This is a genomic window from Bradyrhizobium sp. F1.13.3, assembly GCF_040548265.1.
Classification (GTDB): Bacteria; Pseudomonadota; Alphaproteobacteria; order Rhizobiales; family Xanthobacteraceae; genus Bradyrhizobium.
Genome location: NZ_JBEPRI010000003.1, coordinates 294,099 through 311,174 on the forward strand (window position 1 = coordinate 294,099; position 17,076 = coordinate 311,174).

Sequence of the window (17,076 nt, forward strand, 5' to 3'; positions counted from 1 at the left end):
GGGGCTGCAATCGAGATGGCAGCATGCGAGTAAGCACCGTCAAATACGAAGCCTTCGGAGCCGGCGCGCCGCGTGCCGGCTCCCGTCTTGCGACATCCCTCACCCTTGCCGCTATGAGCCTTGGTTATGGCGTGGTGCAGCTTGACGTCACCATCGTCAACACCGCGCTCGATGCGATGGGCAGGACGCTCGGAGGCGGCGTTGCCGAGCTGCAATGGGTGGTCAGCGCCTACACCATCGCGTTTGCCGCGTTCATCCTGACGGCCGGCGCGCTCGGCGACCGGATCGGCGCCAAGCGCGTCTTCATGGCGGGATTCGCCATCTTCACCGCGGCCTCGCTCGCCTGCGCATTGTCGCCCAATGCGACCGTCCTGATCGCAGCGCGGCTGGTCCAGGGGCTAGCGGCGGCGATCCTGGTGCCGAATTCTCTTGCGCTGCTCAATCATGCCTATCCGGACGACCGCGAGCGCGGCCGCGCCGTTGCGATCTGGGCCGCCGGTGCGAGCCTCGCGCTCACTGCCGGCCCGTTCGTCGGCGGCGCGCTGATCACGCTGGTCGGCTGGCGCGCGATCTTCCTGGTCAATCTGCCGGTCGGGCTCGTTGGCCTCTGGCTGAGCTGGCGTTACGCCAGCGAAACCACGCGGGCGCGTTCGCGCGAGATCGATCTGCCCGGCCAGCTTGCCGCGATCGGCGCGCTGGGAGCGCTCGCCGGAGCGATCATCGAAGGCGGCGCGCTTGGCTGGGAACATCCAGCCGTGATCGCGGCCTTCGTCGCAGCCGCAATTCTCGCCGTGCTCTTCGTCTGGCGCGAGAGCCGCACGGCGCAGCCGATGTTGCCGCTGTCGCTGTTCGGCCAGCGGCTGTTCGCGCTGACCTCGCTCGTCGGCCTGCTCGTCAACATCGCGATCTACGGCCTGATCTTCGTGCTCAGCCTGTATTTCCAGAGGATCAACGGGCTTTCGGCGTGGTGGACCGGTCTCGCCTTCGTGCCGATGATGGGAGTGGTGCTGCCGGTCAATCTGCTGGCGCCGCGCCTCGCCGAGCGTATCGGGGCGTGCCCGACCATCGTCGTCGGCGCCTGCGTCTCGGCGCTCGGTTGCGTCGGCCTGCTCTGGATCGAAGCCGGCACGAGCTATTGGGCGATCTTTGCTCAGATGATCGCGATCAGCGGCGGACTTGGGCTGCTGGTGCCACCGCTGACCTCGACCTTGCTGGGCAGCGTCGAGAAGGCGCGCTCCGGCATCGCGGCCGGCGTCCTGAACGCGACGCGGCAAACCGGGAGCGTCCTCGGCGTCGCGCTGTTCGGGTCGCTGGTGGCCTCGGAGGGGGCGTTCATGACGGGCCTGCACCTGTCGCTGGTCGTGTCCGCGGCCGTGCTGATGCTCGCCGCCGCTGTGATCGGCCTCGGCGCGCCGGCGCGCGGATGAACAATCCGAGCGAATGAACACAGCTTCCGTTCACCATCCCCGAAACAGTCGCGTAGCCGGTTACCGACTGTCCATTTCTGTCGGTTGAAGTGCGGGTCGATAGGGGCCCGCAATGTATCAAGTTCTCTACTGTCTCGCCGAAGAACACGACTGGCGGCTCGTCGCGTTTGGCGGCGCGGTGTGCCTGCTCGCAAGCGCGGCGGCGATCAGCCTGTTTCACCGGGCGCGCGCGACGCACGGCCCCGGGCGCCTGGTCTGGATCGCCCTGGATGCCGCCGTCAGCGGATGCGGCATCTGGGCGACGCATTTCATCGCGATGCTCGCCTACGGGCCGGGCGGCGCCGGCGCCTACAACATCCCGGTGACGATCCTTTCGCTGATCTTCGCGATCTCCTTAACCTTCGTGGGGCTGAGTCTCGCGGCATCCTCCGTGCGCGCGCCGTGGGTCGTGCTCGGCGGCGCCATCGTTGGCACCGCGGTCGCGACGATGCATTATACCGGCATGGCGGCGCTGGAAATGCCGGCACGCGTCAATTGGATCGGGAGCACGGTTGCCGCCTCGGTGCTGTTCGGAATTGTCTTTGCAGCGCTCGCCCTGTTCGTCGCTGCGCGGCGCGACGACCTCTTCCATGCGCTGACCGCGAGCACCCTGCTGACGGTCGCCATCGTCGTACATCATTTCACAGCGATGGGCGCGGTCGTGCTGACGCCGGATCCGACACTCGCGATCAGCGGGTTATCGATCCCGGCGGACTCGTTGTCCTTCTTCACCGCAAGCGCCGCGGTCGCGATCATCGCGATTGCGCTGGTGGCCGCGCTGCTCGACCGCCGCGCCAAGGGCGAACTGGGCCGCCAGCAGATCGTGCTGGACACGGCGCTCGAGAACATGTCGCAGGGACTGTGCATGTTCGACGCGGACGGCAAGATCATCCTGTTCAACGAGCGGTATGCCGCGATGCTCGGCCGCACCGACACCCTGCTCACCGGCCGGCTGCTGGTCGACGTGCTGCGGGAGGAGCAGGCAAAGGGTCAGTGGCAGGGCGATGCCGGCGAATTCTTCGCCCGCCTCGTCGCCGACGCGCGCGAAAGCCGGACCACGACCGACGTCGTGACCAGGTTCGGCCGCTCCATCCGGGTCGTCAACCAGCCGATGCAGGGCGGCGGCTGGGTCGCGACCTTCGAGGACATCACCGAATGGCTGGAGGCCCAGGCCAAGATCTCGCACATGGCCCGCCATGACGCGCTGACAAGCCTGCCGAACCGCGTGCTGTTCCACGAGCAGCTCGTGCAGGGACTGCGCCGGACCAGATCGGACGACCAGCTCGCGGTGCTTTGTCTCGATCTCGACCACTTCAAGGACATCAACGACTCGCTCGGCCATCCCATCGGCGATGCGCTGCTCAAGGAGGTCGGGCGCAGGCTGAAGGCCACCGTCGGCGAGAGCGACACCGTGGCGCGGCTCGGTGGCGACGAGTTCGCCGTGGTCCAGATCGGACGTTCCGAGGAAACGGCGGCACGATCCCTTGCCGGCCGCCTTGTCGAGGTGATCTCGGCGCCTTACGAGATCGACGACCATCAGATCATCATCGGCGTCTCGATCGGCATCTCGCTGTCGCCGCAGGACGGCAGCAATCCGGACGAGCTGTTGAAGAATGCCGACCTCGCACTGTATCGCGCCAAGGCGGACGGCCGCGGCACCTATCGGTTCTTCGAGACCGGCATGGATGCGCGCGCGCAGGCGCGGCGCCTGCTGGAGATGGACCTGCGCGCCGCCCTGCAGCGCGACGAGTTCGAGGCGTACTATCAGCCGATCCGCGACGTCGTCAGCGGTCGTGTCGTCGCGTTCGAGGCGCTGCTGCGCTGGAACCATCCGCAGCGCGGCCTGATCGCGCCGATGAACTTCATTCCGCTCGCCGAGGAGACCGGACTGATCATCCAGCTCGGCGAGTTCGTGCTGCGCTCCGCCTGCACCGACGCGGCCACCTGGCCCGACGATGTCGACGTTGCGGTCAACCTGTCGCCGGTGCAGTTCAAGAATCCGAACCTGATCGCATCCGTGACCGAGGCGCTGGTCGCTTCCGGACTCGACGCTCGCCGCCTCGAGCTCGAGATCACCGAATCCGTGCTGCTCCAGAACAGCGAGGCGACGCTGGCCACGCTGCACGACCTCCGCGCCATGGGCGTACGCATCTCGCTCGACGATTTCGGCACCGGCTATTCATCGCTGAGTTATCTGCGCAGCTTCCCCTTCGACAAGATCAAGATCGACCGCTCGTTCGTGTCGGAACTCGCGACGCGCGAGGATTCCATGGCGATCATCCGCGCCGTGACCGGGCTGGGCCGGAGCCTCGGCATCGTCACCACGGCAGAGGGGGTCGAGAACGATGCGCAGCTCGAGCTGCTCCGGCGCGAAGGCTGCACCCAGGCGCAGGGCTATCTGTTCAGCAAGCCGCGGCCCGCTGCCGATGTCGCGATCATGCTGGACCGACCGCCGTTGCGCGCGACCGCCTGAGGTTAGCCGCGGCGCAGTGCGAAATGCGCGCCGCAGAACGCCATCACGGCACCGAGGCCCAGCGCGGCAATTCCGGCCAGCACGCCCGAGACCGTCGGCACCGGGCTCGGCGCCGAGGCCACCTGGCCCGCGCCCGCAAGCAGCAGCACGCCGACCGCGATCAGGAACTGCCGCATCCGTCGCGGAATCTGGCCCGAGACGGCGCTCTGCATCAGGGTCGCCGTGAAATAGCCGCCGGAGAAGCCGACGGAGGCGATCAACCACCAGGCGATCGCCGCGCCCGCTGGTATGAACTCGTGGGTGTCCGAATGCCAGAGGCCGCCGAGGTCGAGCCCGTAGCGCGCGCCCAGCATGTGCACGGCGAGCGCGAGCAGCACGCCGGAGATCACGGCCGCGCCGAGAATCAGGCGGCGCGGAAAAAAAATCGTCTCAGCCATGTCTCGCTTGTAGGATGGGGCAGGGCGCTCGCGCAAGCGGATCGCAGACTGGATCGCCCGGATTGGATTGTTTGTGAAGATGCAGGATTCGGGAGCTGAGGCGGCTGCGGGTGCGAGCTATGCCTATAAGGCTTCGTTGATCGGCTCGGCGCATCGCTTCGAGCTGACGGAGGAGGGGCTGTCCTGGCACGTCGGCGGCCGCAGCTCGCTGTGGCGTTATGACGAGATCAGTGCAATCCGGCTGTCGTTCCGCCCGGTGTCGATGCAGCAGCACCGCTTTCGCGCCGATGTCAGCCACTCCAATGGCGGCCGCATCAGGATTCTGTCGACGAGCTGGCAGACGGCGGCGCTGATGGCACCGCAGGACAATGGTTTTCGCGATTTCATCGTCGCGCTGCACGCGCGCATGGCGCAGGCCGGCAGCCGCGCCGAATTGACCGCGGGCCTTGGCCGCAGGACCTATTTGGCGATGCTGGCTTTTCTTGCGGTGCTTGCAGTGGCGATGACTGGGCTCCTGATCCGCGCGCTCGCGATCGGCGAATTTGCCGGCGCGCTGTTCATCATCGGCTTTGCCGCGCTGTTCGCCTGGCAGGTCGGCGGCTTCGTCCGGCGCAACCAGCCGCGGAGCTACAGTTTCGATCGCGTGCCGAGGGCCTTGCTGCCTTAAATGGCCGTGTTGCCCTGGACGGCGCGTTACTCCGTCGAGTCGAAATCCTCTTCCTTGGTGCCGAGCAGCGACGCGATCGTGCGCAGGCCGGAATCGAGTTGCTCGAACGTGGGCGGGGCGAGCGCGAGCCGCACTGCGTTCGGTGCGTGGCCATGGGCGATCGCGAAGGTCGAGGACGGTGTCAGCGCGATGCCACGCCGGGCTGCCGCGGCGACGAATGTCTGCGAGCGCCAGTGTGCCGGCAGCGTGAGCCAGAGGTGATAGGAGCGTGGATCGGCGGAGAGCTGGTAGCCGGCGAGCAGCCTTGCCGCGGTCTGCTGGCGGCGCGCGGCGTCGATGCGTTTCAGCCGCGTCAGCTCGGCGACGGTGCCGTCTGCCATCAGCCGCTGTCCGGATGCCAGCGCATGGCCTGACGCGATCCAGCCGCCGGTGCGGACCGCGCTCATCACGCTCTCACGCAATCGCGGCGGCGCGACGAGGATGCCGAGCGCGAGGCCCGGCGCGACCTTCTTGGACAGGCTGTCGATCACGATGCAGCGGTCGGGGCCGAGCGCGGCCAGCGGCGTGTCGTCGGCCAGGAAGCCGTAGACGGCATCCTCGATGATGGTGAGATCGAGCTTCTCGGCAACGCGCATGATGTCGGCGCGCCGCGTCGCGTTCATGGTGACGCCGAGCGGGTTCTGGATGATGGGCTGGAGATACAGCGCCGACAGGTGTGCCTCGCGATGCGCCTTCTGGATGGCGTCGGGGCGCGCGCCGAATTCGTCCATCGGAATCGGGACCAGCGTCACGCCGAGCCGCGCGGCGATGCTCTTGACGTACGGATAGGTCAGCGCCTCGACGCCGCAGCGGCCGCCGGTGGGAACGAGGGCTGCGAGGGCGGCCGCGAGCGACTGCTTGCCGTTGGCGGTGAAGACGATCTGCTCGGCCTGCGGCGCGAAATCCTTGCGCGCGAGATAGGCGGCGGCGGCATTGCGCGCGCTCTTGGTGCCGGTGCTGGTGGAGACGCGCAGCGCGGATTCGAGCGCGTCGACGCGTTCGAGGCCGGCAAGGCTCTTGGCGATCATCGCCCATTGCTGCGGCAGCAGCGGGTAATTGACCTCGAAATCGATCCGCGCGTCGCGCGGCTCGCTCAGCGCCTCGACCTCCCGCCTGATGGCGCCGGAGATGAAGGTGCCGCGGCCGACCTCGCCGACGACGAGGCCGCGGCGGAGCAACTCCGTATAAACCCGGCTCGCGGTCGAGACCGCGATGCCGCGGTCATAGGCAAAATTGCGCTGCGGCGGCAGCCGGTCGCCCGGCCTTAACGTGCCGTTAGAGATATCGAGAGCAATGGCATCGGCAAGCTTCACGTATTCGAACTTGGACATTATTGCACCGAGAGCAATGTTTCACTTGCTCCGAGTAGTGTACTGGAGCATTTAAGTTCCATCAAGCTTCACGATTGAGCCGAGGAGAGCGAGAGCAATCCGATGGCAAATGAGGTGCATGCGCTCGGGCGCTTGCGCCAACGGCATCCGCTTCGCCGCGTGGACAACAGGCCGGAGAAGGACAATGACCACGATCTCGCAGACCGCCGGGCGGAGTTTACGCTCATCCTCGTCAGACGGATTTTTCCGCAAGCTGGCCAACGGCGCCTATGCGCTGTTCGACAGCCTGGAGCGCCGCTCCGCCGTCAAGACGCTGAACGACCTCGATGACCGCGCCTTGCGCGACATCGGGATCACGCGCAGCCAGATCGAGGATGCGGTCTACGGTCAGGCCAAAGCAGAACTGACGCGCTATCTGTAAGCGCTTCGCTCTTGTCCCGGACGCGCTGCGTCCGGGGCATGAGACTGAGTTTTCAGGCACACCTGCTTCAACATCGTCATTGCGAGCGCAGCGAAGCCAATCCAGAATCACACCGCGGAAAGACTCTGGATTGCTTCGCTGCGCTCGCAATGACGGCACTTGTGGGTAGCACTGTCGCTCCTTAGCTCGTGCTTTCATCGTAGACACACCTTCGCCCTCTCGCGGCTTGGTTCGCCCGAGCTTTGCTTCATCGCCTTGTCCCCTTGAGAAAGAGGGCGCAGGGAAGACCGGGCGCCGGCTGGCACCCGCGGTCCACTGTGCGAAAGTTGCAGTAAGAAAATCTGCACAGCGGCATACAGGTGAAGCCAAAACGTCCGGCCTTCCCTGCGCAGCGGTTTTACGGCTTATGCCGTGCTCTCCCCGGGGAGCGATGCACTATTGCCCCCGTCGCCTCATGGATCGCTGATGCTGCGTGCCCGGTCGGGCCGCCACATCACCACAAGACTTGACGCACAGACCCCGGGCGTCAGGACGACACGGTTTTGCCGTACGCGAACCGCACCGGTCGTGTGCGCGACGCCTACGCTCACGGTTGCCCGCCCTGCGAAGCCATTCGCGCCGGTGTGGCCCAGCGTCCGCCGCCGTCCGGCCCGCGTTCGTGACGATCGCGATACGCCCCTCTTCCTTGGGCCGGGTTGCGGCGACACATACGCCGTTTCTGAATTTCGGTAAAGCGGAATATTTTGGCGATCGGGAGTTGACCCATCGCTCGCGTATTTTGCCCGTCAGGCAACGCAAGATTTCGTAGCCCGGATGGAGCGAAGCGCAATCCGGGATTCCCTCCCTAGAGGCACTGGCCCCCGGATTACGCTTCGCTCCGAGCTACCGCTCTGAAGTCGTTTTCATTATTTCGACTTATATCGATCCTTACGCCGATCTATCCCCCATCGATAGGGACCATGGCCATGGAGGGTCGCAGCCGCCAGCGCGGGCGCCTCAAGCCGCGCCCTGGGGCCCTTCCCCATCAGACGACTGCGCGCAAAAGGGGAGACCTGAGGCCTCCCCAACTCACTTTTAAGACCTGCCGATCAGAAACGATAGTTTACGCCGACACGGGCTATGTCGAAGCTCGACTTGACATCGGCACGAGTCGTGATGACGCCAATTAACCCGGCCGGTGATTGAAGCGAGCCAGTTAAGTTGTAGCCGTTCGTGCCGAAGCCCATGTGCAGATACTCGCCCTTGACGGACCAACCTGCCCCAAGGGCATATTCGAGGCCGCCGCCAACCACGTAGCCGACCAAGACGGCACGGTCAGAAGCGTTCATGGAGCCTAACGGTCCATAGGTAAGCGGGAAAAGGCTGGTGGGGATACTGCCCGTAGCAGCCGCGCTCAGCTTGGTTTCAGCCAACGCTATACCGCCAGTCGCGTAGAGCAAAGCCGGCCCAAACGCATAACCCACTCGGCCGCGGAAGGTCGCGTACCAATCGGTGCTGACGGAAGCGCTGCCGTTGAAATTGCTGCCGATGGCGGGCGGGATGGCAATAGCCGAATTGCCGATGCTCGCCTTTGAATTGAGATACTGCCAATCAGCCTCGATGCCGAGCACCGTCTGCTCGATTTGCCAGTTGTAGCCGGCCTGGATACCGGCGGTGATGCCATTACCGTTGTCAGATACGGCGTTGAAGCCATATGGGGCCGAACCGCCGTTCGAGTTCACGATCGTCCCGATGACGTTTGAAGCGCCGTAGTTGCCCCAACCATAACCAACGTTGCCGCCGATATAGAATCCAGTCCATTTGCTTACCAAAGCGGGAGCCTTCAGCGGCATACGGTCGGGCGCGATATCCGCCGCCCGGACTGTGATCGGGCCGAGAGCGACCATTGACAGCAATGCGAGTGCAAACCTTCTCATTCAAAAACTCCCCTATTGGGCCGCCCCGGCGGCCTGCCCATCATGAGGCAAAACCGAGATTGCATCAAAGCGCGATCGAATGCGTAACTTGAGTTATCTTTGCCCGGTTGCCTCGCGCTGCGGCGATCGGCTTAGCGCGTCGGCAGCGGTCGCGGTTTGCGAAAGCCGCGCACCTCGGCAAAACCGAGTGCCTCGCCGATTCTCCGGCGAACCCGATTCCGCGCGTCTTCCGCTTCGCCTTGCTCAATTGACGACCACCGCGGTGATCGCCGACCGCCACGTTGAACGGCGACTTCGCGTAGGTGGTCATGCTGCTGTATTGCGTCGCGTGCTCGTGCCGCCATTTGTCCCCGTGGCTTTCAAGCAGCTGGTCGAGCACCCTGTTTGAAGGTCGCGGTGTGCAGTTCCGCGGTCCGGCCGCCATCCGCTCGGCATTGCGGTGCGCCAGCGGGGGGCGACCCCAGGCGCCACCAGCTTGCCCGCCTCATTGGTCCTGGCGCGGGCCTCGGCCAGCCGCCACCGTCCAAGTATTTCCCGGCTTTTTTAGGCTGCGCACGAATGTCGCTGGCAGCCGATCCAAGGCCCTCAGGATCGGTCGAAGCAACCGAAAATAGGGTAGCTCGGACGCTCCATCTTAGCCCCGAGTTGCGCCCAATGACGAAGTCGGTGCGGTGCCTAGTGCCTGACCACCAGCACCGAGCATTTTGCGTAGCGCACGACATGCCCGGCATTTGAGCCGAGGAAATAGGTGCGCATCGCCGGCCGGTGCGAGGTCATCACGATCAGCTCGGCCTTCATGTGCACGGCTTCCTCCAGGATCTCGTGGTAGATGCCGCCCTGGCGCACCACGCTGGAGATGCGGGAAGGCTCGATGCCGGACTCGCGTGCGACGATGGCGAGCGCTTCTTCCGAGGTCTGGCGCTGCTGCTCGTCGAAATCGGCCGGCACGTATTCGGCCAGCATCACCGGCGTCATCGGCAGCACGTTGAGCAGGCGCACTACGCCGCTCCAGGTCTGCGACAGCGTTGCGGCGGTCGCGATCGCCGGCTTGGCCAGGTCGGTGTCGGCGAGGTCGATGGGCACGAGGATGGACTTGAACATCTGCGCCTCCAAATCTTCCAGTCAGGACGTCTTGCCGGCACGTCGCGCGATCAACCCGATCGAAGCAGCCTTAATTTCGAAGTAGCTTTGGACTGACGAACAGCACCAGCTTGCCACGGCGGTAAGCCACGTCACCCCAATCCTTGACGTCAAAATCGAAGATCGCAAGCCCCGACGTGGGCAGGTTGTCGGCGAGCGCCTTGGCGGCGGTCGGATCGCCGCCGCCTGTCAGCATCAGGGCGATCTCGTGCATGCCCGGATTGTGGCCGACCAGCAGCAATCGTCTCGGATCAGCCGGAATGGTTGCAGTGCGAATGGATTCCAGGATCTGGGCGGGATCGGCGGCGTAGAGTTCCGGCAGGACCTCCACCTGCGGCGCGGCGACGCGGTCCTTCATGGTCTCCCAGGCAATGTCCCAGGTCTGCCGGGCCCGCACGGCATGCGATACCAGTACGGCCTCGGGAAAGGGGGGATGGGAGGCCATCCAGTCGCCGATCTCGGCGGCATCCTTGTGGCCGCGGTCATCGAGCCGGCGGTCTTGGTCACGGCCGCTCGGCGCGTCGGTCTCGGTCTTGGCGTGACGCAGCAGGAGCAAACGGCGCATGGCATTCTCGAATCGTTACACGACCAGGATAATCTACAGGCGCTGGTCGGGGACAAGGTGACAAGCGGCCGCTCAGTCCTTTAAGAAACGACATGAGCGAGACTTTCACAAGCGTGTCCCAGGAAGAAGCCGGCTTTCGCGACCGGGCGCGGCTGTCGTTCGACCTCGATGCGGACATTTGCGTCATCGGGGCCGGGCTTGCCGGACTGTCCATCGCGCTCGAGGCGGCCCGGCTGGGGGCCAGCGTCGCGGTGCTCGAGGGCCGCCACATCGGCTGGAACGCTTCCGGCAACCAGCTCGGCACCGTGATGCCGGGCTTCGCGCTGCCGCTCGCCGAGCTGATCGAGCGCATCGGCTTCGAGGACGCGCGGGAATTGTGGACGCTGTCGAAAGAGGGCGCCGAGTTCGTCCGGGCCAACGCCACCGAAGAGAACATGCCGGGGATCGGCCAGAGCGACGGCGTGCTGGAGGTTTCCAACGTCGATGTCGGCGACCGGCTGATCAGCCGGTTGCAGATGCTCACCGAGGATTTCGACACCGAGGTCGAGGGCTGGCAGGCCGATCGCGTCCGCGAGGTGCTCAAGACCGATCACTACTTCCACGGCGTGTATTATCCGAGGGCGTTCCAGGTCGACGGCCGCAAATATGTGCACGGCCTCGCGGCGCTCGCGCGGCGGGCGGGGGCGCGTATCTTCGAGGATACGCCGGTCGTCAGCATCGATCATTCCGGCATCCGCAAGCGCATCGTCACGCCCTCGGCGCGGCTGCGCGCCACCCACATCGTGCTCGCCGGCAACATCCATCTCGGGGCGCCGCTGCGACGCCTGTCGGAAACGCTGCTGCCGGTCTGGCGCTATGCCGGCATCACCGCGCCGCTCGGCGAGCGCCTGCACGAGATCATCGCCTTCAACGGATCGGTGATGGATTCCGACGGCGTCGATCATTTCCGGATCGTCGATGGCGACCGCCTGATGTGGGAGAGCCCGGAGACCACCTGGGCGGCGCGCCCGCAACGCTTTGCAGGCGCCGTCAGGCGGCGGATCCGATCCATCTTTCCCCAACTCGGCAATGTCGAAATCACCGAAACCTTCGGCGGCGCCACCGGCCAGACCGTGCATGGCATGCCGCAGATCGGCCAGTTGCGCAAAGGCCTGTGGGTGGCCAGCGGGTTCGGCCGCCAGGGCATGAACACCTCGGCCATGGCCGGGCAGATGATCGCGCGCAGCATCCTGTGGGGCGACGAGCGCTGGAAGCTGTTCTCACCGTTCGAGCTGGTCTGGGCGGGGGGAACGACGGGGCGGGTTGCCGGCCAACTGGTCGGAATCTGGGGCAGGGCGAGTTCCGCCGCGGCAGGCTCGCTTGCGCGCTATCGTGAACGTGCCAGGATCAAGGACCGGCAACGCGAGACGCGCCTCGCCGAAGCCAACCGGGCTGCCGGCACCGGGCCGCGCCGGCCGCCGTCAGGTGTCAGGCCGCGGCTTGTCCAGCCGAAAACTGCGTCCGAAACCATGGAACGAGCCTCGCGCGACGACAGCGTCTCGCACGAGACCCGAGAAAAATCCCGCCCGGAAGTGTAACGTACGCGGTTAAAGCCCGTATCTCAGGGCATGGACGCTCCCTCATGGAGAATGAGATGTTTGACCGCCGCATCCTGTTGACGACTGTCGCCGGCCTGTTTGGCCTTGCGGCCTTCCGCTGGCTCAGAGCATCGCCCGCGGAGGCTGGAGAGAAAGCCGCACAGAAATTCGAGATCGAGAAGACGGACGCCGAATGGCGTGCCCAGCTCACGCCGCAGCAATATGAGATCCTGCGCAAGGAAGGCACCGAGCGGCCGGGCTCCAGCCCGCTGCTCAAGGAGCACCGCAAGGGCGTCTTCGCCTGCGCCGGCTGCGACCTGCCGCTGTTCGCCTCCGACACCAAATTCGAGAGCGGCACGGGCTGGCCCAGCTTCTACCAGCCGATCGAGGGCAACGTCGGCAAGACCGAGGATCGCACCTTTGGCATGCTCCGCACCGAGGTGCATTGCCGGCGCTGCGGCGGCCATCTCGGGCACGTGTTCGACGACGGTCCGAAGCCGACCGGATTGCGCTACTGCATCGACGGTTTCGGGCTGGTCTTCCACCCCGCGGCTGCATCCGCAACGTAGGCCTTTCTCCTCGTCATTCCGGGGCGGTCCGCAGGACCGAACTATGGTGCGCAATTGCGCACCTGAGAATCTCGAGGTTCCGGATTCGATGCTGACGCATCGCTCCGGAACGACAATCGTCCCGGCAATTGTTGCCGGTCCCGGCAATTGTGCCCCGGTCATCAGACCGGGGCTTTTTCGTCAAGTCATTGATTTCCTGAGAAAACCCGCATTGGCATAGCCCTTGCGACAGTCTCCTCCGACTGCGGCCATGGTCGACCGGCCGCCGAGATCGGATCTGGAGACAAAGTTATGGGTATCTTCGATGCAATGAACACCTCGGTGGGTGGCCTGCAGGCGCAGTCCTACGCGCTGCAGAACATTTCCGGCAACATCGCGAACTCATCCACCACCGGTTACAAGGGCATCGGGACCAGCTTCGTCGATCTCATTCCGGACGCCTCGGTGCCGAGCAAGCAGGTCGCCGGCGGCGTGACCGCCAATGCCAAGGCCACCATCACCACGCAAGGCACGATCTCGGGCTCCACCGTCGCCACCAACATGGCGATCACCGGCGACGGCTTCTTCTCGATCCAGAAGGCAACCGGCATCGTCGACAACTCGCCGGTGTTCAGCGGCGTCACCTATTACACGCGGCGCGGCGACTTCCAGCTCAATGCCAACGGCAATCTGGTCAACGGCGCCGGCTATTACCTGATGGGCGTCACGGTCGACCCGAAGACCGGCAACCCGCAAGGCAACGTTGCGACGGTCCTGAAATTCCAGAACAACTTCATCCCGGCACAGGCGACGACCTCGATCCAGTACGCGGCGAACCTGCCGACCCAGCCGAACACCGTCGCGAGCACGACTGCGGCGACCAAGACGCTGCTCGCGGCTGGCGGAATCAATCCTTCGGACTTCCAGGCCAACCCCTTGCCGGTGGGCACACCGCCCGCGCCCTATACCAGCGCGACGGTGTCCGGCGCAGCCGCCACGGGCAACATCCGCTCGGCCTATTCGTCGACGACGGGGACGGGCACGGTCCCGCTCCAGAACAACTCGTCCGCGGTGGCATCGGGCACCACTTCGCTCGACAACGCCGTGGGCACGCATCTCGCCTCCAGCATCCTCACAGCGCTGAGCGGCCAGACGCTGACCATCAACGGCAACACAATTACCTTCGACGGCAGCACCACCGTCGCGACGGTTGGCAGCAACACCACGATTGGTCTCGGCGCGGGCACGACGGCGACCGTGGCCAGCATCTTGAACGCGATCCAGACGGCCGGCGGTGCCGGTGTCACGGCCTCGCTCTCCGCCAGCGGCAATATCCAGATCTCGACGGGTACCGGCACCGACGTGGCGGTCAACAGCGGCACCGCAGCCACGGCACTCGGCATCAGCAGCGTGGCGCGCGGCGGCAACGTGCTGTCCTCGCCCTCGATCACAGGCGCCACGGTGCTGAGCGGCGCGGCCACGGCCGGTGGCGCCGAGGTGCTCTCGTCCGGCTTTTCGGCAGGCCCGCCCGCCGACACCATCACCGTCAACGGTCAGACGCTGACCTTTGTGGCCTCGGGCGCCACCGGTCCGAACCAGATCAACATCACCGACAACATCACGACCCTGCTCGGCAAGATCGACGCTCTCTCCGGCGCGTCGGGGTCGTCGATCAGCAGCGGCGGCGTCATCACGCTGAACACCGGCACGGTCTCCAATCTGTCGGTAGCCAGCTCCAACAGTGCGGCCTTCGCCGCGCTCGGCTTCACCTCGACCATCAGCAAGAATCGTGACGGCGGCGGCACCGCCGGCACCGGTGGCGTCATCGGCAACGACATCGCGACCTTCACCAAGGAATCGATCAGCGGTGGCGCGGTGACCGCCTACAACGCCGCCGGCACGCCGGTGAACCTGCAATTGCGCTGGGCCAAGACCGACAGCGCCTCGCTCGGCGCCGGCCATGCCGATACCTGGAACATGTTCTACCAGACCGACCCGAATGCGACCGGTTCGACGGTCGGCTGGGTCAACACCGGCCAGGCCTTCACCTTTGCCTCCGACGGCTCCCTCACCTCGCCCAGCGGTTCGGGCATCACCATCAACAACGTCAGCGTCAGCGGGCAGTCGCTCGGCTCGGTGTCCTTCAACATCTCCTCGGGCGGGCTGACGCAATATGCCAGCACCAGCGGCGCGGTGACCATCAACACCATCACCCAGAACGGCTACGCCGCGGGTCAGCTCCGCTCGGTCGCCGTCAACAACAACGGTCTCGTGGTCGGCACCTTCTCCAACGGCCAGAACCTCGACCTCGCACAGGTCTCGTTGTCGCACTTCAACGGCACCAATTATCTCAAGGCGATCGACGGCGGCGCTTACGCTTCAACCGAGCAGTCGGGGCCCGCGATCGACGGCGCGTCGGGCACCATCAGCGGCTCGTCGCTGGAAGGCTCGAACACCGACATCGCCGACGAATTCACCAAGCTGATCGTGACCCAGCAGGCCTATTCGGCCAACACCAAGGTGATCACGACCGCGAATTCGATGGTGCAGGACCTCTTGAACGTGTTGCGCTGATCGCGCGTGACGTAACCAAAGGCGGCAAGTCAACATGGGTTTGAGTTCAGCCCTCGCCAGTGCGATGAGCGGTCTGCGTGCCAATCAGGCTGCGCTCTCGATCGTTTCCTCGAACGTCGCCAACTCGCAGACGCCGGGTTACGTCGTCCAGACGCCGAACCAGATCGAGGTCACCACCGGCGACTTCGGCTCGACGGTGATGACGACCGGCGTCAGCCGCGAGCTCGACACCTATGTGCAGAACCAGCTGCGCACCGAGACCGGCGGCAGCGGCTACGCCGACCAGATGGCCAACATCCTGAAGCAGCTTCAGAATGTCTATGGCACGCCCGGCAACAGCGGTACGCTCGAAAACGCGCTGAATAGTTTCACCACGGCGCTGCAGGCGCTGTCGACCAACGCGGGCTCGTCGTCGGCGCAGACGGTTGCGCTCGGCGCGGCGCAGACGCTGGCGCAGCAGCTCAACCTCGCCACCAAGGGAATCCAGTCGCTGCGCTCCAACGTTGAGCAGGATCTCGGCAATTCGGCGCTAGCCGCCAACGCGGCGATGCAGCAGGTCGCCGACATCAACGGCAGGCTCCAGGGCCTTTCGGCAAACGACCCCTCGGCCGCGACGCTGATGGACCAGCGCGACCAGGCCATCAACACGCTGTCGAAATATGTCGACGTCCACGTCACCACCGACGGGTCCAATCAGGCCAACATCTACACCACCACCGGCATCCAGCTGGTCGGCGCCGGCCTGGCCTCGCAATTCACCTTTGCGTCCGCCGGCGCGTTGTCGGCGACCTCGCTCTACAACATCGATCCGGCCAAATCCGGCGTCGGCGCGTTCAACATCAGGCTCCCGAACGGATCCTCGGTCGATGTCATCGCCAACAGCGTGGTGTCTTCGGGCCAGATCGCGGCCGATCTGAAGCTGCGCGATCAGACGCTGGTGCAGGCGCAGAACCAGATTGACCAGTTCGCCGCGACGATGTCGAGCGCGTTGTCGGACAAGACCACGGCCGGCAGCACGGTCACCGGCCCGCCGGCCGGCTTCGATCTCGATCTTGCCGGGGCGGCGCCGGGCAACAGCGTCAACTTCACCTACACCGATACGACCACCAACACGAAGCGACAGGTCACGCTGGTCAACGCGACCGATCCGGCGGCGCTGCCGCTCCAGAACGCCACCAACGCCAATCCGATGCAGATCGGGGTGAACTTCTCCGGCGGCATGAGCGCGATCGCCTCGGCGCTCAACACCGCGCTTAACGGCTCGCATCTGTCGTTCGCCGCCGCCCCGTCGCCGGCGACGGCCACCACATTGCGGGTGACCGACGACAACAGCGGCCTCACCAAGGTCAATTCGGCCTCGATCACCAAGACGATCTCGTCGCTGACCTCGGGTAATCCGCAACTGCCGCTGTTCACCGATGGCGGGCAGGCGCTCTACACCGGCGCGATCACGGCATCGGGTTCGCAGATGACCGGCCTTGCCGGGCGCATCGCCGTGAACACTCAGCTCGCCACCGACCCGACCAGGCTGTCGGTCTACAACACCTCGCCGGTGACGCCCACCGGCGACACCACGCGCTCGGACTATCTTTATTCGCAGCTCACCTCGGCGGTGTTCTCCTATTCGCCGCAATCCGGTCTGGGCTCGGCGAGCCAGCCCTTCACCGGCAGCGTCTCGAACTACCTCCAGCAGTTCCTGAGCATCCAGGGCAATGCCGCGACCCAGGCGACCCAGCTCCAGCAGGGCCAGAGCGTCGTGGTCTCGACGCTACAGGCCAAGTTCAACTCGACCTCCAGCGTCAACCTGGACTCGGAGATGTCGAACCTGATCCAGCTCCAGAATGCCTATGCCGCTAACGCTCATGTCATGTCGGTGGTGCAGAGCATGATGAATACGTTGCTCCAGGCTCAGGTGTAACAAG

13 protein-coding genes are annotated in these 17,076 nt (G+C 65.3%); 8 read left to right on the forward strand and 5 right to left on the reverse strand.

Features of this window, described 5'->3' with window-relative positions; genetic code table 11:
• The first annotated feature begins 23 nt into the window (after positions 1–23).
• Together ABIB66_RS11015 and ABIB66_RS11020 are read left to right on the forward strand one after the other, a co-directional pair.
• Positions 24–1,427 (forward strand): MFS transporter, encoded by a 1,404-nt coding sequence (locus ABIB66_RS11015; protein ID WP_354208398.1) that lies wholly within the window; start codon positions 24–26, stop codon positions 1,425–1,427.
• A gap of 112 nt (positions 1,428–1,539) precedes the next feature.
• Positions 1,540–3,939, forward strand: a complete 2,400-nt coding sequence (locus tag ABIB66_RS11020; protein ID WP_354254840.1) for a bifunctional diguanylate cyclase/phosphodiesterase — start codon at positions 1,540–1,542, stop codon at positions 3,937–3,939.
• Between the two features lie 2 nt (positions 3,940–3,941).
• On the opposite strand, the gene ABIB66_RS11025 is transcribed toward ABIB66_RS11020, so the two are convergent.
• Positions 3,942–4,376, reverse strand: coding sequence for a hypothetical protein (locus ABIB66_RS11025; RefSeq protein ID WP_354208400.1), 435 nt, complete (start codon positions 4,374–4,376; stop codon positions 3,942–3,944).
• 79 nt (positions 4,377–4,455) lie between these two features.
• Between ABIB66_RS11025 and ABIB66_RS11030 the strand changes: the two genes are divergently transcribed.
• The gene (locus tag ABIB66_RS11030) at positions 4,456–5,043 is read left to right on the forward strand and encodes a hypothetical protein (protein WP_354208665.1); all 588 of its coding nucleotides are present in this window, start codon (positions 4,456–4,458) and stop codon (positions 5,041–5,043) included.
• A 26-nt stretch (positions 5,044–5,069) separates the two neighbouring features.
• Here ABIB66_RS11030 and ABIB66_RS11035 read toward each other — a convergent pair whose 3' ends face one another.
• Positions 5,070–6,413 carry an aminotransferase-like domain-containing protein gene (locus ABIB66_RS11035; RefSeq protein ID WP_275169976.1) on the reverse strand — a complete coding sequence of 448 codons (1,344 nt, stop codon included), beginning with the start codon at positions 6,411–6,413 and terminating at the stop codon, positions 5,070–5,072.
• A 184-nt stretch (positions 6,414–6,597) separates the two neighbouring features.
• Between ABIB66_RS11035 and ABIB66_RS11040 the strand changes: the two genes are divergently transcribed.
• A complete protein-coding gene (locus ABIB66_RS11040) occupies positions 6,598–6,834 on the forward strand; it encodes a DUF1127 domain-containing protein (RefSeq protein ID WP_007612358.1) in 237 nt (78 codons plus the stop codon).
• Positions 6,835–7,922: 1,088 nt separating this feature from the next.
• Here the strand turns inward: ABIB66_RS11040 and ABIB66_RS11045 are convergent.
• From ABIB66_RS11045 to ABIB66_RS11055, 3 genes are all read right to left on the reverse strand, one after another.
• Positions 7,923–8,750, reverse strand: coding sequence for an outer membrane protein (locus tag ABIB66_RS11045; protein WP_354208402.1), 828 nt, complete (start codon positions 8,748–8,750; stop codon positions 7,923–7,925).
• A gap of 675 nt (positions 8,751–9,425) precedes the next feature.
• Positions 9,426–9,851: a universal stress protein gene (locus ABIB66_RS11050; RefSeq protein WP_007602088.1), complete on the reverse strand. Its 426-nt coding sequence runs from the start codon at positions 9,849–9,851 to the stop codon at positions 9,426–9,428.
• A gap of 70 nt (positions 9,852–9,921) precedes the next feature.
• On the reverse strand, positions 9,922–10,455 hold the full coding sequence (locus ABIB66_RS11055; protein WP_354208403.1) for a SixA phosphatase family protein: 534 nt from the start codon (positions 10,453–10,455) through the stop codon (positions 9,922–9,924).
• 92 nt (positions 10,456–10,547) lie between these two features.
• On the opposite strand from ABIB66_RS11055, the gene ABIB66_RS11060 reads away from it, so the two are divergent.
• From ABIB66_RS11060 to flgK, 4 genes are all read left to right on the forward strand, one after another.
• On the forward strand, positions 10,548–12,032 hold the full coding sequence (locus ABIB66_RS11060) for an NAD(P)/FAD-dependent oxidoreductase (RefSeq protein ID WP_354208404.1): 1,485 nt from the start codon (positions 10,548–10,550) through the stop codon (positions 12,030–12,032).
• A 56-nt stretch (positions 12,033–12,088) separates the two neighbouring features.
• Complete coding sequence (msrB, locus tag ABIB66_RS11065; RefSeq protein WP_085357245.1) at positions 12,089–12,601, forward strand: peptide-methionine (R)-S-oxide reductase MsrB; 513 nt, start codon at positions 12,089–12,091, stop codon at positions 12,599–12,601.
• Between the two features lie 291 nt (positions 12,602–12,892).
• Complete coding sequence (locus ABIB66_RS11070) at positions 12,893–15,154, forward strand: flagellar hook-basal body complex protein (RefSeq protein WP_275169980.1); 2,262 nt, start codon at positions 12,893–12,895, stop codon at positions 15,152–15,154.
• Between the two features lie 34 nt (positions 15,155–15,188).
• The gene (gene flgK, locus ABIB66_RS11075) at positions 15,189–17,072 is read left to right on the forward strand and encodes a flagellar hook-associated protein FlgK (protein WP_354208405.1); all 1,884 of its coding nucleotides are present in this window, start codon (positions 15,189–15,191) and stop codon (positions 17,070–17,072) included.
• The last annotated feature ends 4 nt before the right edge of the window (positions 17,073–17,076 follow it).

Bases quoted from the DNA above. Each gene is read 5' to 3' on its own strand.
- msrB (WP_085357245.1), top strand. From the start codon at position 12,089: ATGTTTGACCGCCGCATCCTGTTGACGACTGTCGCCGGCCTGTTTGGC.
- ABIB66_RS11020 (WP_354254840.1), top strand. From the start codon at position 1,540: ATGTATCAAGTTCTCTACTGTCTCGCCGAAGAACACGACTGGCGGCTC.
- ABIB66_RS11045 (WP_354208402.1), bottom strand. From the start codon at position 8,750: ATGAGAAGGTTTGCACTCGCATTGCTGTCAATGGTCGCTCTCGGCCCG.
- flgK (WP_354208405.1), top strand. From the start codon at position 15,189: ATGGGTTTGAGTTCAGCCCTCGCCAGTGCGATGAGCGGTCTGCGTGCC.
- ABIB66_RS11035 (WP_275169976.1), bottom strand. From the start codon at position 6,413: ATGTCCAAGTTCGAATACGTGAAGCTTGCCGATGCCATTGCTCTCGAT.
- ABIB66_RS11060 (WP_354208404.1), top strand. From the start codon at position 10,548: ATGAGCGAGACTTTCACAAGCGTGTCCCAGGAAGAAGCCGGCTTTCGC.
- ABIB66_RS11055 (WP_354208403.1), bottom strand. From the start codon at position 10,455: ATGCGCCGTTTGCTCCTGCTGCGTCACGCCAAGACCGAGACCGACGCG.
- ABIB66_RS11025 (WP_354208400.1), bottom strand. From the start codon at position 4,376: ATGGCTGAGACGATTTTTTTTCCGCGCCGCCTGATTCTCGGCGCGGCC.
- ABIB66_RS11015 (WP_354208398.1), top strand. From the start codon at position 24: ATGCGAGTAAGCACCGTCAAATACGAAGCCTTCGGAGCCGGCGCGCCG.
- ABIB66_RS11030 (WP_354208665.1), top strand. From the start codon at position 4,456: ATGCAGGATTCGGGAGCTGAGGCGGCTGCGGGTGCGAGCTATGCCTAT.
- ABIB66_RS11070 (WP_275169980.1), top strand. From the start codon at position 12,893: ATGGGTATCTTCGATGCAATGAACACCTCGGTGGGTGGCCTGCAGGCG.
- ABIB66_RS11040 (WP_007612358.1), top strand. From the start codon at position 6,598: ATGACCACGATCTCGCAGACCGCCGGGCGGAGTTTACGCTCATCCTCG.
- ABIB66_RS11050 (WP_007602088.1), bottom strand. From the start codon at position 9,851: ATGTTCAAGTCCATCCTCGTGCCCATCGACCTCGCCGACACCGACCTG.